The sequence below is a fragment of the Acidimicrobiia bacterium genome (genome assembly GCA_035651955.1).
Lineage (GTDB): Bacteria > Actinomycetota > Acidimicrobiia > IMCC26256 > JAMXLJ01 > JAMXLJ01.
Window position 1 is genome coordinate 1 of sequence record DASRES010000034.1, and the last position, 14238, is coordinate 14238.

The window sequence follows — 14238 nt, forward strand, 5'->3', positions numbered from 1 at the left end:
CCCTGGGCGATCATCGCGCGGGCCGCCTCGCGCGCGACCAGGAACGAGCCCCGCGCCATCACGCCGTGCTGGAGGTCCCAGTCGGCCTCGGTCGTGTCGAGCAGCGGCTTGGAGATGGACAGCCCGGCGTTGTTGACGACGAGGTCGACCCCGCCGAACGCGAGCGCCGTGGCGTCGACCGCGGCGGCGATGCCCGCCGGGTCGGTGACATCGACGGTGACGGGGATGGCGACGTCGGTGGAGCCCAGCTCGGCGGCGACCCGGGCGGCGGCCTCCCCGTCGCGGTCGGCGACGACGACGCAGGCGCCCTCGGCCGCGAGCCGGTGCGCGATGGCCCGGCCGATGCCGGAGCCGCCGCCGGTGACCAGCGCGATCCGGGTGGCCAGGGGCTTCGGCTTCGGCATCCGGGCGAGCTTCGCCTCTTCGAGGGCCCAGTACTCGATGCGGAACTTCTCGGCCTCTTCGATCGGCGCGTAGGTCGAGATCGCCGAGGCGCCGCGCATCACGTTGATGGCGTTGACGTAGAACTCGCCGGCCACGCGGGCGGTCTGTGCATCTCGGCCGTACGAGAACATGCCCACACCGGGAACGAGCACGATCGCGGGATCCGCGCCGCGCATCGGCGGTGAGTCGGCCCGCGCGTGCCGTTCGTAGTAGGCGCGGTACTCGGCGCGGTAGCGCTCGTGCTGCTCACGCAGCCGCGTCACGCAGTCGTCGACGGTGGCGCTCGCCGGCACGTCGACCACGAGCGGCTTCACCTTGGTGCGCAGGAAGTGATCGGGACACGACGTGCCGAGCTCGGCGAGCGCGAACAGCTTCTCGCTCGCCAGCAGGTCGAGCACGACCTCGTCATCGGAGAAGTGCCCGACCATGCGATGGTCCCGCGACGCGATCGCGCGGATGTACGGCGCGAGCGCAGCGGCCTTCGTACGCCGCTCGCTCTCCGGCAGGGGCGCGCGCTCGGCGACGACCGCCCCGAAGGGCTGCTCGTCACCGTTGCGGTCGAGGTACGCCTGCGCCTCGCGGATCATCCACAGCGAGCGCGCCTCGGCCTCGTCGCTCGTGTCGCCCCACGCGGTGATGCCGTGCCCGCCGAGGACCACACCGACCGCCTCGGGGTGGGCGGCGCGGATCGCGGCGACGTCGAGCCCGAGCTGGAACCCGGGGCGACGCCACGGCACCCACACCACACGGTCGCCGTAGATCAGCTTCGTGAGCCGTTCGCCGTCGGCCGCGGTCGCGATCGCGATCCCCGCGTCGGGGTGGAGGTGGTCCACGTGACACGCGTCGACGAGACCGTGCATCGCGGTGTCGATCGACGGTGCCGCGCCGGCGGTGCCGAAGAGGCAGTGGTCGAGCGCGGCGACCATCTCGTCCTCGCGGCCCTCACCGGGGTACACGTCGACGAGCGCGCGCAGCCGGTCGACGCGCAGCACGGCGAGCCCGGACTCGGTCAGCGTGCCGAGGTCACCACCCGAGCCCTTCACCCACATCAGCTCGACGTCGTCGCCCGTGACGGGATCGCGCGCCCTGCCCTTCGCCGACGTGTTGCCGCCCGCGTAGTTGGTGTTGCGCGGGTCGGACCCGAGCCGGTTCGACCGCGCCAGGAGCTCGCCGACCGTGTGGTTCGTCACGCACCCCACCCGGCCTGGGTGCCGCCGATGCGCTCGGAGACGATCCGCTCGCCGTAGCCGCTGTCCGCGTGCGCGCGCATCGGATCCGCCGGGAGCCCCCGGTCGGCGCGCCACTCCGCGAGGTCGGCGCGGACGTCGGTGGAGAAGGCGTCCATCAGGATGGCGTTGCCGGCGAGCACGTCGCCAGCGCGTTCGGCGTCCGCGAGCCCGTCACGGTCGACGAGCAGCGCGCGAGCGGTCATCTCCTGCACGTTCAGCACCGAGCGGATCTGGCCCGGGATCTTTGCCTCGATGTTGTGGCACTGGTCGAGCATGAACGCGACCTCGCTGTCGGGCCCGTACCCCCCGCCGCGGACGACCTCGAACAGGATGCGGAACAGCTGGAACGGATCGGCGGCCCCGACGATCAGGTCGTCGTCGGCGTAGAAGCGCGAGTTGAAGTCGAACGAGCCGAGGCGACCGAGCCGCAGCAGCTGCATCACGACGAACTCGATGTTCGTGCCCGGTGCGTGGTGACCGGTGTCGAGGCAGACGACCGCGCGGTCGCCGAGTGCGACGCAGTGCACGTACGCGGTGCCCCAGTCGGGAACGTCGGTCGCGTAGAACGCGGGCTCGAAGAGCTTGTACTCGAGCACGAGCCGCTGGTGCGGACCGAGCCGTGCGTAGACCTGGCGGAGCGAGTCGGCGAGACGCGCCTGTCGGTCGCGCAGGTCGGCCTGGCCGGGATAGTTCGCGCCGTCGGGCAGCCAGATCTTCAGGTCGCGACCGCCGGTGACGTCCATGATGTCGACGCACTCGACCATGTGCGCGATCGCCTTCGCACGCACGCGTTCGTCGACGTGGGTGAGGCTGCCGAGCTTGTAGTCGTCGTCCTGGAAGGTGTTCGTGTTGACGGTGCCGAGCCGGACGCCGAGGTCCTCCGCGTGGCGTCGGAGCTTGTCGAAGTCGTCGACCCGGTCCCACGGGATGTGCAGCGCGACGGACGGTGCGAGCCCCGTCATCCGGTGGACCTGTGCGGCGTCGGCCACCTTCTCGTAGGGGTCGCGCGGGACGCCCGGTTGCGCGAAGACCTTGAAGCGCGTCCCCGAGTTGCCGAACGCCCACGACGGCACCTCGATCGCCTGGTACTCGAGATCGGCGGCGATGTCGGCGAACGTCTTCATCGGTCTCCCCTCGACCGTGGCGACCCCGAGCGATGTTCGAACGTGTGAGATCGTACAAGTCGCGGGGAGAGATCGAAACCTGGCCCCGGCTACGAGCTGCGCGCCCGGTGCTCGCTGTCGTCGGTCAGCGTCGCGAACCCCTGCCGCCAGCTCGGGTACCTCGGCTGCCAGCCGAGCTCCCGCCTCGCCTTGGCGTTCGACGCGCCCCTGACCGACGTCATCATCGCGACGGCGACGTCGCCGGCGAGCAGACGCCCCAACCAGACGGGGACGTGCCGGGGCGGCTTCGCGCCCGCGTCCCGGGCGAGCACGGGCAGCCACTCGCGGACCGGGGCCGGGTCGTCGTCCACGATGTTGTAGATGCCGCGGCGGCCGTGCTCGATCGCGGCGAGCGTCGCCGCGGCCGCGTCGTCGATGTGCACGAACGACCACACGCCGGTGCCGTCGCCCACGATCGGGAAGCGCCGCTTGCGGACCGCGTCCAGGTGCACGCCGCCCTCGGCCATCGACGTGCCCGGCCCGTAGAACCCGCCGTAGCGCAGCACGATGCCCTCGATCCCGTCCGCGCCGGTGACCGTGGACTCGAGGTGCTTGATCGCCTCGATGACGCGCCTCGCGGCAGGCAGGGGATCCGGGTCGAGCGGGTCGTCCTCGCTCTTCACCATCGGCCCGGTCCGCTGGTACGGCCACCCGGCGTAGCTCTGCGCGACGAACCGCTCGGCGCCCGCCGCCCGCGCCGCTTCGAGCAGGTGGTCCGTGCCCTCCGTGCGGAGCCGGTTGGTCCCCGCGAACATCTCGTCCATCTTGCGGAAGCTCTGGCCCATGTCCGCCAGCGCGGTGGCCTCGTGCACGACGGCGTCGGGCGCGGCACGCACGACCGCATCCATCACGGCGTCGCGGTCCAACACGTCGAGCAGGACGGGCTCCGCACCCGCGGCGCGCAGCGCCGGCAGCTTCGTGTCCGTCGTCGTCGTGGCCACGACGTCGTGACCGTGGGCGACGAGCAGCGGCACCAGCCGCTTGCCGATCGCGCCCGATCCGCCCGCAAGGAAGATCCTCATCGCGCCTCCTCTCGTCGGTGTCCGGCCCCTGAGACGAGACGGCGACCGCGTGCGTGACGCGGCCGCGTGTCACAGCGCACGCGGCAATACCGTCGTACGGGTGATGGACGACGTGGACGAGCAGTACGACGAGCAGTACGAGCAGTACCGGCCGCTGATGTTCTCGATCGCCTACCGGATGCTCGGGAGCGCGAGCGACGCGGAGGACGTCGTGCAGGACGCCTTCCTGCGGTTCCACCGCGTGGCCGAGCAGCAGCGGATCGACAACCCGAAGGCGTACCTCGCGCAGATCACCACCAGGCTCGGCATCGACCACCTGCGCTCGGCGCGCGTGCGACGCGAGAGCTACACCGGCACGTGGCTCCCCGAGCCGCTCCTGACGGAGCAGGCGCCCGACGTGGCCGACTACGCGGAGGCGGCGGACTCGCTCTCGATGGCCTTCCTCGTGCTGCTCGAGCGGCTCTCGCCCGTGGAGCGCGCCGTGTTCCTCCTCCACGACGTGTTCGACTACTCGTACGGCGAGGTCGCAGAGCTGACGGGCAAGAGCGAGGACAACACGCGCCAGCTCGCCGTGCGGGCGCGCCGTCACATCGCCGAGGCCAAGCCGCGCTTCGAGGCCGACCGCAAGCGGCGCGACGAGCTCGCGGACCGCTTCTTCGCGGCCGTCACCGCGGGCGACGTCGAAGGGCTCGAGCGGCTGCTCGCGGACGACGTGGTGATGTACGGCGACGGCGGTGGCAAGGCTCCGGCCGCTCCGCGCCCGGTGTACGGCGCCCGTCGCGTCGCGGGGTTCCTCCGCAACATCGCGCGCCAGGCGCAGGAGGTCGGGATCCAGCTCCACGCGGCGACGGTCAACGGCGAGCCCGGCGCGGTGGCACGCGACCCCGACGGCCGCGTCGTCGGCGTGCTGTCCCTGCACATCGCGGACGGCGCCGTCCAGTCCGTCCTCGCGGTCGTCAACCCCGACAAGCTCGGACACCTCGGCCCTGTCGGAGACATGAACGCGCTGCTGAGATCGCTACGTGGGTGACCGGCCGAGGAGCTGGTCGAGCAACGCGGGGTCCATGCGCGGGTCACGCGCGACGGGGATCACGTCGCTCGTGTCGACGAGCCAGCGCAGCACGCGGTCGCGCAGGTCGCAGGTGACGGCGATGTTCGCGGGAACCCGCGCGACGTTCAGCGTCTCGCCCGGATCGGCGCGCCGGTCGTAGAGCTCCTCGTCCTCACCTGAGCGGTAGACGTACGTCCACGCGTCGGTACGGATCGCGATCGCCCGCGCCACGAGCTCGGGCCGGTCGTGCAACAGCGTCGTCTTCACGTCGTACGGGTACTCCGCGCGCAGCTCGTTCTGCGTCTCCTCGTCGACCCGGAAGCCGCCCTCGCTGAACGCGGCATCACGACGCGCGCCGTCGACGCGTCCCGCGAGCACGGGCACGAGGCTGCGCCCGAACTGCGCGTGGCCAACGTCCGTGTCGGCGAGCTCGGACAGCGTCGGGACGAGATCGATCATCTCGACGAGACCGTCGTGCGCCATGCCCTCGCGCACGCCCGGTCCGGCGACGACGAGCGGGTTGCGGACGAGGCAGTCGTCGAGCCCCGACGGCCACTTCTCGACGAGGCCGAAGTCGCCGAGGTATTCGCCGTGGTCGGTGTAGGTGAACGTGACCGTCCGTCCCGCGACACCCGCGCGGTCGAGCGCGACGAGCAGCCGGCCGAGCTGGTCGTCGAGCCGCGACACCATGCCGGAGTAGGTGGCGGCGATCTCGGCCCAGTCCGCGTGCGTGAGGCGGTCGAGACCGCTCGCGTCGCGCAGCGCGTCCATGAAGCGCGGCTTGCCGGCCCCGCGCGGCCCGGGTGCGGGCATGTCGGCGCGGTCGTGCAGCGAGAACCACGGCTCCTCGACGGCGAAGGGCGGATGCGGCGCGAAGAGCGTCACGAAGAGCAGGAACGGCTCGGGGAGGCCCCGCTCGAGCAGCGCGATCGCGGTCTGCACGGCAGCTTCGTCCGGTGACGGGCCCGCGGGATCGAGACGACCCGTGTAGTGCGCATGGCGCATCGGATGGTCAGGTCCGAACACCGGACGGTGCGCGGCCGCCCACGCGTCGAGCGAGGGCTGCACGAGGTAGCCGAAGAAGTCCGTCGACGACGCGGTCACACCAGGCGCGAACGTGTCGCCCCGCACGCCGGGCCACGCGACGTGATAGCCCGCGGCGCGCAACGTTGCGAGGACGTTCGGCTCCCACGGCTTGAGCAAGTTGTCGAGGGTGCGGTGACCCGCGACGTGCGGATACCAGCCCGTCATCATCGCGATGCGGCTCTGCGCGCACGCGCTGTGCGGGGAGAACGCCTGCGTGAAGCGCATGCCGCGGGCGGCGAGCGCGTCGAGGTTCGGGGTACGCGCGACGGGACTGCCGAACGCGCCGATCGAGTCCGCGCGTTGCTGGTCCGTCATGAACAGCAAGAGGTTGGGTCGGCTGGAGCGGGTCACACCGTCAGGCTGTCACGCGACCGGACGGCGCGTCGCCGCGTCGAAGACCTCCGAGCTCGTGAAGTCGAGGATGACGCGCAGCTCGGCCAGCCGCAGCACGCCGTCCTCCTCGCGCGCCGTACCGAGGCAGACGCCGGTGGAGAGGTTGCTCACCGCGCCGTCGACGATCTGCGTGACGACGAGGTACGAGCGGAAGTCCGCCTCGCCCGCGCGAGACGCGCTCAGGTGCACGTTGGTCCCGTTGTGGCGCAGCGGGTACGGGCTGTTGCGGCGGTGCTCGACCTGCCACGCGACGACGTCGTCGCGACCGCGTACGTCGGCCGTGACGAACTCCTCGAACGCGGTCTGCCCGGAGTCGCTCCGGCACGTGAAGTGCGCGTCCGCGGTGAAGTAGCGCGGGAACGCGTCGAAGTTGCCCTGGTCGTAGTCGAACCACCAGCTCGCCACGAGCTGCTGCACCGCGCCGAGATCGACCATGTCGCGCCGCTCCGTCACGCGGCGAGCGGGTCGCCCATGCGGGAGAAGCACGCGGCGATGTTGGCGCCGAGGAACGATTCCCGCTGCTCCTCGGGGACCGACGCGAGCGCCGTCGCGTAGTGACCCATCGGGTCGCCACTGCCCTCGAAGTGCGGGTAGTCGGACGAGAAGACCGGGATCTCGGGCAGCACCTCGAGCGTGCCGACGGGCGACTCGTGCGCGACCGGCAGCGGCGTGACCCGCACGTTGCGGCGCACGTACTCGGCCGGGGTGAGCGGCAGCCGGTACTCGCCCAGCAGCAACGGGCTCAGCCCCGGTGTCGCGAGCGCGTCCATGCGGAACGTCGCCGGGGTGATCCAGTCGATCCCGTGCTCGGCGAAGACGACGGTCAGCTTCGGGTGGCGCTCGAACACGCCGCCCAGGACCATCGCGTTCAGGAACACGAGCGCCTGCTGGTACGGCTGCAACACGGAGATCACGCGGATGAGCGCCGGGTCGTCGGTGTTGGCCCACGCCGGGTGATAGCGCGCGGGACTGAGCCCCACGTGCACGAGCGGCACCATCCCGAGGTCGGTGACCGCCGACCACAGCCGGTCGTAGTCGGGATGGTTCGGTGGCGTGTCACCGGTCGGCTCCGACGGCATCAGGAACACCCGGCTTCCGCGCGCGCGCATGCGGGTCAGCTCGCGGACCGCCCAGTGGAGATCCTCGAACCTGACGTTCACCGCGGTCATCAGGCGTCCGTTCGTCTCCGCCGCCCGGTCGCTGAGCCACGTGTTGACCGCTTCGAGCGCCTCCATCCCGAGCACCGGATCGCTGATCGCGCGCACGAGCGTGTACCCGACACCGCTGATCACGTTCTGCACGTCGATCCCCTGCGCGTCCAGCCAGCGGACGCGCGCAGCGGTGTCGACCATGTACTGGTGCTGATCGGACCCCGGGTAACCGACCTCGGGACCGCGGTCGTCCGCGTAGATCGCGCGCATCCCGTCCGTCACGAGGCGGTCGATCGGCATGCGCTTCTCGCGCGGCACACCACGCAGCAGGTCGTCGCTGACGAAGTAGGCGAACATCTCGGGCGACCGCATCACGAAGCGCGGGTCGTCGGTCGGGAACCGCTGCGGCAGCCTGGCCTTCAGCGCGGGGAACTCGTCGAGCCAGTCGGCGGTCGGCTCGAAGTGGCTGTCGACGTCGATCACGAAGCGTCCGTTCACTTCTGCATCCCTCCCGAGACGGAGATGTCGTCGCCGGTGACGAAGGACGACGCGTCGCTCGCGAGGTAGACGACCGGGCCGACGATCTCGCTCGGGTCGGCGATGCGCTTCATCAGGGTGCCGCTCGCGACCATGTCCTTGAACCCGGGCGCGGTGCGCTCCCCGCCCTCCATCATCTCGCTCGCGAACGGCCCCGGTGACAGCACGTTCACGCGTACGTTCCAGCCCGCCCACTCCTGGGCCATGCTCTTCGTCAGGTTGACGAGCGCGGCCTTCGACGCGCCGTACGCGCAGATCGAGGCACCACCGGAGTAGGCGGCCATCGTCGCGATGTTGACGATGCTCCCGCCGCCCTGGTCACGCATGATCGGCGCGACGCACTGGCTCATCCGCAGCGGACCCTCGAGGTTCACCGAGAAGAGCTTGCGCCAGTAGTCCAGCGGCATGTCCGCGATCCCGATCCGCGCGGGGTTGATCCCCGCGTTGTTCACGAGCACGTCGATGCGTCCGAAGTGATCGCGCACCGCGTCGACGAACGGCGGGATCGCGTCCCACTCGCCGACGTGACACGCGAGCCCGAGCGTCGCGGCGCCCGTCTCGCTCGCGATCTCCTTCGCGACGACCTCGCACAGGTCCTGCTTGCGGCTGGAGACCACGACCGACGCGCCGGCAGCCGCGAGACCGGCCGCCATCGCACGCCCGATGCCCTTCGTCGACCCGGTGACGATCGCGACCTTGCGGGTCAGGTCGAAGACGCTTGGCGCAGGCATGCGACTCCCGTCACCACGGAATCTGATGTAACAGCGTTATGAGAGTAGTGCCGTGATCGCGACCGCGCCAGCGGGCCCCGTGCTTCAGGAGCGCCGGCGCCGCCCATTCGGCCGTAGTGAGCCGATCAGACGCTGCACCGTGTCGGCGAGCACCGCGGGCTTCGGCAGACGCACGTCGAGCGCCTCGAGCACGCCGATGCCCAGCTCCGCGGCGAAGACGAGCGCGAGCACCGCGGCCGGATCGACCTCGGGGTCCAACCCGTCGGCGACCCACAGGTCGCGGTATTGCTTCAGCCACCCGGCCTGCCTCTCGGCCACGACGCCGTGCAGGAGCGCGCGCACGTCCTCGTCGATGCGTGCCGCCGCGGCGCCCTCCACGAGGAGCGCGCGCAGCGCTCGACGGCGCCGGTAGTCGCGGAAGTTGTGCGCGAGATACTCGGCGAGGTGCGTCTCGGGGTACTTCGGACCGTCCTCGCCCTCGAGATCGCGCTCGATCCGCATGCGCACGGCCTCACCGAGCAGGTTGGCCTTGCCCCGGAAGTGGCCGTAGATCGCGCCCGTCGTCATGTGCAACCGGCGTGCGAGGTCACGCACGGACATCGCGCCGTAGCCAGTCTCGACGAACGCGTCGGCGGCGGCGTCGATCAGCGCGGCGCGGGTCGCGTGGGCCTTCCCGGACGTGGAGGTCGGGCGCTGCTCGCGAGGCACCGTCGAACGGTAGCCGCCCGTAACATCGTTACTGCCCGTCTGGCGCGTACCCGTCGACGAGGCCGGTGAGCCCGCTCGGTTCGTGCGGGCCGAACGCGAGCTGCTCGAGCACGCCGACGCCCTCCTTGTCCCCCATCCGCACCTTGCACAGCGTCTGGACGTGGATCGACGACGGGTCGAGCGGGGCGAAGTCGTCGAGGGCGATCGACTCACCCGCGACCTCGAGCGCGCCGTGGTTCGAGCCGTGCGAGAACCGCGGGTGCATGTAGCCGATGCCGCGCATGCGGAATGTGAACAGCTTGTCGAACGTGATCGGCGGCAGCGCCGTGCCGTCCTTCCGGTTGAGCGTGATCGTCGCGGTGGCCATCTCGCGTCGACCCGGCATCCACTGCACCGTCACGTCGCTGCGAGCCAGGTGCTCGGGCTGGGACGTGTCGGGCAGCAGCGGGACGACGAGCGCCTGCTCCAACCACCGCTCGCCGTCGCCCCGCTCGAACAGCGCGAGGTGCGTGCAGCAGTCGTCGAAGTGCAGCGGCGCCCACAGCCAGAAGACCTGCATCTCGCCGGGCTCGAAGTTCGTCGCCACCTGCTGGCCGACGCCGCGCACACCCCACGAGCGGTCGCGCGTCGCGTAGGTGCGTGACGGGTCGAGGTCGAGCGTCACCCCGGTCGGCAAGGTGATCGAGCCCTCCCACGTCCCCCACTGCGTGAGGCGCGTGTAGTCCATCATCGGGACGTTGTTGCGGACGATGTGCTGGCGGGGCTCCTCGATCGCCTCGGTCCGGGCCCGGAACGTGACGTCGGCCGTGATGCCGTGCTCGTTGTCGCGCACGACGTAGCGCAGCGCGCGCAGCGGCTCGACGACCTCGATGCGCAACGGCCCGATCTCCGTCGCGCGGTCGGCCGGCATGCGGCCCGACGCGAACACGGAGTGCTCCACACCGTCGTGCACGACGGCGAACGCCGCGTCGACGACGCCGCGGTTCGGGTAGTGACCCATCGCGCCGCCGAGGAAGAACGCGCCGTCGCGGTCGAAGCCGTTGAACCAGTACCGGTCGTAGTGGTTCGGGTCCCCCGAGACCGGCTGCGCGATCGGCGCCGGCGTCTGGTGGATCGGGTAGTCGTCGAAGGGCGTGAGCATGGCGTCTGGTTACCACGGCGTCGTGCGGCGCTCATATCAAGATCGCCGCAAACCGGCCGATTCGACGACGTAGCTCCCTCGGGCTCGTGGCGTGCTCGGCGGTCCTGGTGCACTTCTCGGGCGGCCTGATCGAGATGCACTTCGACTTCTTCGTGGTCATCGCCGCCATCGCGCTGTACCAGGACTGGCTCCCTTCGTCATCGCGATCGGCTTCACCTCGCGGAGCACTGCTGTCGGCGTCATCGTCCCGTCCTCGTGTACAACGCCGCGACGCGCAGGCGAACCCGGGGCTCTGGGCGCTCATCCACGGCGCATTCGTGTTGGCGGCCAGCGACCCACTCGGGCAACCGGCCGGCGACGAGCTGCTCGTCGCGTGCTCCACGCGGATCGAAGGATGCGTCGCATCGGCGTGCGCGTCGCGGTCGACGACTTCGGCGTCGGGCACTCGTCGCTCAGCTACCTGCGGAACCTGCCCGTGGACGTTTTGAAGATCGACAAGTCGTTCGTCGACGACCTTCCACGGGGTGCCGACGCGCGTCATGATCCACCTCGGCCACACGCTCGGTCTCGACGTCGTCGCCGAAGGCGTCGAGTCGCCCGAGCAACGCGACGAGCTGTGGGCGCTCGGTTGCCGGCGGGCGCAGGGCTACTGGTTCGCGCGCCCGATGCCGGCCACGACGCTGTTGCACAACCTTCTCGACGGTGAGCTCCCGACGCCGGCCTCGACCTCTGGGACATCGGCGGGACCAGAGACCGCTCGTCTCCCACAGTTCCGCAACTGACGCGCCCCCGACATCCCGCGACACGCGTGTGACAACGTTTCGTCGACGCGAGACGACAGCGAGGGGAGCGCCGTGCCGTCCGTCGAGCTGGAACCGGCCGCCGAACACGTCACGACCATCCGGCTGAACCGGCCGGACCGGCTGAACGCCATCGACTTCGGTCTCGTCGGCGAGCTGCACGACGCGCTCGACACGGTCGCGGCCGACGACGGCTGCAAGGTCGCGATCCTCACCGGCGCCGGCCGCGCGTTCTGCGCCGGGCTGGACCTCAAGGACTGGGGTGCGGTCCCCGACCCCGGCGGTCACCGCCACTTCGCGGCCGGCCAGACGGGTCAGAGCTTCATCGCGAACCTCATGCAGCACATCCGCGCGACACCGCAGATCGTGCTGGCGGCCGTGAACGGGCCGGCGTTCGGCGGCGGGCTCACGCTGTCGCTCGCGTGCGACCTCCGCATCGCGAGCGAGTCGGCGCGCTTCTGCTCCGCGTTCATCCGGACGGGGCTCACGGGCACCGACGCGGGCGTGAGCTACCTGCTGCCGCGTCTCATCGGCGCGTCGCGGGCGTTCGACATGATCGTGACCGGCCGCACGGTGGAGGCCGACGAGGCCGAGCGGATGGGGATCGTGTCGCGCGTCGTTGCGGACGACGCGCTGGCAGACGAGGCGATCGCGATCGCGACGACGGTCGCGGGCTACACGACCTTCGGTCTGCGCAACACCAAGGAGGTCATGTGGCACAACCTCGACACGAACAGCATGGCCGCCGCGATCGCGCTCGAGAACCGCAACCAGGATCTGGCCGGGAAGACCGACGAGGTGCGTGCGTACATGGAGCGCTACGCGGCACCGCGCAGGAAGGCTGATTCATGACCGGCACGGTCTCGGTCGTCACCGGAGCGGCCGGCGGCATGGGTTCCGCCTGCGCGCGCCGGCTCGCGTCGCGCGGCCCACTCGTCGTGAGCGATCGCAACGAGGCCGCGCTCGACGCGCTCGCCGGCGATCTCCGAGCCGGCGGGTGCGACGTCCATACCGTCGCGACCGACGTGGCCGACCGCGGCGCGGTGCGCGACCTCGCCGACACGGCCGCCCGCATCGGTCCGATCGGCGCGATCGCGCACACGGCGGGCGTCTCGCCGACGATGGACGACCCCGCCACGATCGTGCGCGTCGACCTCCTCGGTACGGCGTACCTGCTCGACGCCTTCCTCGTGCACGCGACGGCGCAGACCGCGGCGGTGTGCATCGCGTCACAGAGCGCCTATCTCGTCCCCCCGTTCGACGCCGGCCTCGGTGCGCTCCCCGGCGCGCTGCTCCAGCCCGACGTGATCGCGAAGCTCACCGCGGCCGCGCCCGACGTCATCGCCGATCCCGGCATCGCGTACGGCTGGGCCAAGCGCCAGGTGGTGGACCTCGTCGTCGCGTGTGCACCCGCGTGGGGAGCGCGCGGCGCGCGTGTCGTGTCGCTCTCGCCCGGGATCATCGACACCGGGATGGGACGCCAGGAGCTGGACGCGCAACCGTTCATGCGCACGATCATCGAGAACACGCCGCTGCGCAGGATCGGCACGGCCGACGAGATCGCGTCGGCGGTCGAGTTCCTGACATCCGACGCCGCGTCGTTCGTCAGCGGCGTCGACCTCCTGGTCGACGGCGGCAGCACGCACGCCGTGGAGAGCATGTTGCGATGACGTTGCGCGAGGAGCTCGAGCAGTTCGTCGGGAAGCCGGTTGGGTCGGGTGCGCCGTCGGTCGCGCCCGATCCGGTCAACCAGCCGATGATCCGCCACTGGGCTGCCGCGTTCGAGGACGCCAATCCCGTGTACGTGGATCCCGAGCGAGCGCGCGCGTCGCGCTTCGGCGCCGTCGTCGCGCCGCCGCTGATGCTGCAGACGTGGACGATGGCGACGCCGCGCATCACCGGCATCCGCGAACGGGGTGGTTCGCCGGTCGAGTCCGGCGGGCGTGGCGCGCTCGCGGTCCTCGACCAGGCGGGCTTCGTCGGGACGCTGGCGTCGAACTCCGAGTTCGAGATCGACCGCTACCTCCACGTCGGTGAGACGGTGTCGGCGACGACCGTGATCGAGTCGATCTCCGACGAGAAGAGCACGCGTCTCGGGCCAGGTCACTTCGTCACGTGGGTGACCACCTACCGCGACCAGGACGGCGCGGTCGTCGGGCGGCAGCGGTTCCGGATCCTCAAGTTCAAGCCCGGGGGTGAGGCGGGATGACCCGCACGGACACCACGGTTCGCTGGCGCGACGTGCAGCCCGGGGACGAGCTCACGCCCCTCGCGGTCGAGGCGACCGCGACGGTGATCGTCGCGGGCGCGCTCGCGACACGCGACTTCATGCCCGTCCACCACGACCGCGACTACGCGAACGCGCAGGGCGCGCCGGACATCTTCATGAACATCCTGTCGAGCAACGCGTACTGCAGCCGCTTCTTGACGGACTGGGCGGGGCCCGACGCGATGGTGCGCCGTCTCGCCATCCGGCTCGGTGTACCGGTGTTCCCCGGATCGACGCTGACGTTCACCGGAACGGTGACGGCGACGCGCCGCGAGGGTGACGACGGGCTCGTGGACATCGACCTGCGCGCGGCCACCGATCTCGGCGACCACCTCACGGGGTCGGCGACGCTCTCGCTCCCGGTCGACTGATCGCGGCGCGGTGCCGGCGCGGGTCCTGCGTGACCGAATGGTCGAGACGCTCGAACGGATGGGCGCGGCACGATCACCCGCAGTGGTGCGCGCGTTCCGGACGGTCCCGAGACACGTGTTCGTCCCGGACGCGTCGCTCGAA

14 protein-coding genes and 1 pseudogene are annotated in these 14238 nt (G+C 71.0%); 6 read left to right on the plus strand and 9 right to left on the minus strand.

Features of this window, described 5'->3' with window-relative positions:
• The 3 genes from rhaD to VFC33_07885 all read right to left on the minus strand — a co-directional run.
• A partial coding sequence (gene rhaD, locus VFC33_07875) for a bifunctional rhamnulose-1-phosphate aldolase/short-chain dehydrogenase (GenBank protein HZR13154.1) occupies positions 1–1634 on the minus strand: 1634 nt, incomplete at its 3' end.
• Positions 1631–2797 (minus strand): L-rhamnose isomerase, encoded by a 1167-nt coding sequence (gene rhaI, locus VFC33_07880; GenBank protein ID HZR13155.1) that lies wholly within the window; start codon positions 2795–2797, stop codon positions 1631–1633. The genes rhaD and rhaI, both read right to left, overlap by 4 nt.
• Positions 2798–2886: 89 nt before the next feature.
• Positions 2887–3858, minus strand: a complete 972-nt coding sequence (locus VFC33_07885) for an NAD(P)-dependent oxidoreductase (protein HZR13156.1) — start codon at positions 3856–3858, stop codon at positions 2887–2889.
• A 103-nt stretch (positions 3859–3961) separates the two neighbouring features.
• On the opposite strand from VFC33_07885, the gene VFC33_07890 reads away from it, so the two are divergent.
• On the plus strand, positions 3962–4888 hold the full coding sequence (locus VFC33_07890; GenBank protein HZR13157.1) for an RNA polymerase sigma-70 factor: 927 nt from the start codon (positions 3962–3964) through the stop codon (positions 4886–4888).
• Here VFC33_07890 and VFC33_07895 read toward each other — a convergent pair.
• From VFC33_07895 to VFC33_07920, 6 genes are all read right to left on the minus strand, one after another.
• The gene (locus tag VFC33_07895; GenBank protein HZR13158.1) at positions 4877–6346 is read right to left on the minus strand and encodes a sulfatase-like hydrolase/transferase; all 1470 of its coding nucleotides are present in this window, start codon (positions 6344–6346) and stop codon (positions 4877–4879) included. The two genes, VFC33_07890 and VFC33_07895, sit on opposite strands and share 12 nt — an antisense overlap.
• A gap of 12 nt (positions 6347–6358) precedes the next feature.
• On the minus strand, positions 6359–6841 hold the full coding sequence (locus VFC33_07900) for a nuclear transport factor 2 family protein (GenBank protein ID HZR13159.1): 483 nt from the start codon (positions 6839–6841) through the stop codon (positions 6359–6361).
• Entirely contained in the window at positions 6838–8037 is a 1200-nt protein-coding gene (locus tag VFC33_07905; protein ID HZR13160.1) for an amidohydrolase family protein, read from the minus strand. The genes VFC33_07900 and VFC33_07905 overlap by 4 nt, the downstream gene beginning before the upstream one ends.
• Positions 8034–8807 (minus strand): glucose 1-dehydrogenase, encoded by a 774-nt coding sequence (locus tag VFC33_07910; protein HZR13161.1) that lies wholly within the window; start codon positions 8805–8807, stop codon positions 8034–8036. Before VFC33_07910 ends, VFC33_07905 begins: the two co-directional genes overlap by 4 nt.
• An 84-nt stretch (positions 8808–8891) precedes the next feature.
• The gene (locus tag VFC33_07915; GenBank protein HZR13162.1) at positions 8892–9515 is read right to left on the minus strand and encodes a helix-turn-helix domain-containing protein; all 624 of its coding nucleotides are present in this window, start codon (positions 9513–9515) and stop codon (positions 8892–8894) included.
• 28 nt (positions 9516–9543) lie between these two features.
• A complete protein-coding gene (locus VFC33_07920) occupies positions 9544–10656 on the minus strand; it encodes a hypothetical protein (protein HZR13163.1) in 1113 nt (370 codons plus the stop codon).
• A 394-nt stretch (positions 10657–11050) separates the two neighbouring features.
• Between VFC33_07920 and VFC33_07925 the strand changes: the two are divergent.
• The 5 genes and pseudogenes from VFC33_07925 (at position 11051) to VFC33_07945 (ending at position 14096) form a co-directional block, all read left to right on the plus strand.
• Positions 11051–11438: pseudogene (locus VFC33_07925) on the plus strand (EAL domain-containing protein).
• Positions 11439–11510: 72 nt separating this feature from the next.
• Complete coding sequence (locus tag VFC33_07930) at positions 11511–12308, plus strand: enoyl-CoA hydratase-related protein (GenBank protein ID HZR13164.1); 798 nt, start codon at positions 11511–11513, stop codon at positions 12306–12308.
• Positions 12305–13126 carry an SDR family oxidoreductase gene (locus VFC33_07935; protein HZR13165.1) on the plus strand — a complete coding sequence of 274 codons (822 nt, stop codon included), beginning with the start codon at positions 12305–12307 and terminating at the stop codon, positions 13124–13126. Before VFC33_07930 ends, VFC33_07935 begins: the two co-directional genes overlap by 4 nt.
• Positions 13123–13665 carry a MaoC family dehydratase N-terminal domain-containing protein gene (locus tag VFC33_07940; protein ID HZR13166.1) on the plus strand — a complete coding sequence of 181 codons (543 nt, stop codon included), beginning with the start codon at positions 13123–13125 and terminating at the stop codon, positions 13663–13665. Before VFC33_07935 ends, VFC33_07940 begins: the two co-directional genes overlap by 4 nt.
• Positions 13662–14096: a MaoC family dehydratase gene (locus VFC33_07945; protein HZR13167.1), complete on the plus strand. Its 435-nt coding sequence runs from the start codon at positions 13662–13664 to the stop codon at positions 14094–14096. Before VFC33_07940 ends, VFC33_07945 begins: the two co-directional genes overlap by 4 nt.
• Positions 14097–14238 lie beyond the last annotated feature (142 nt).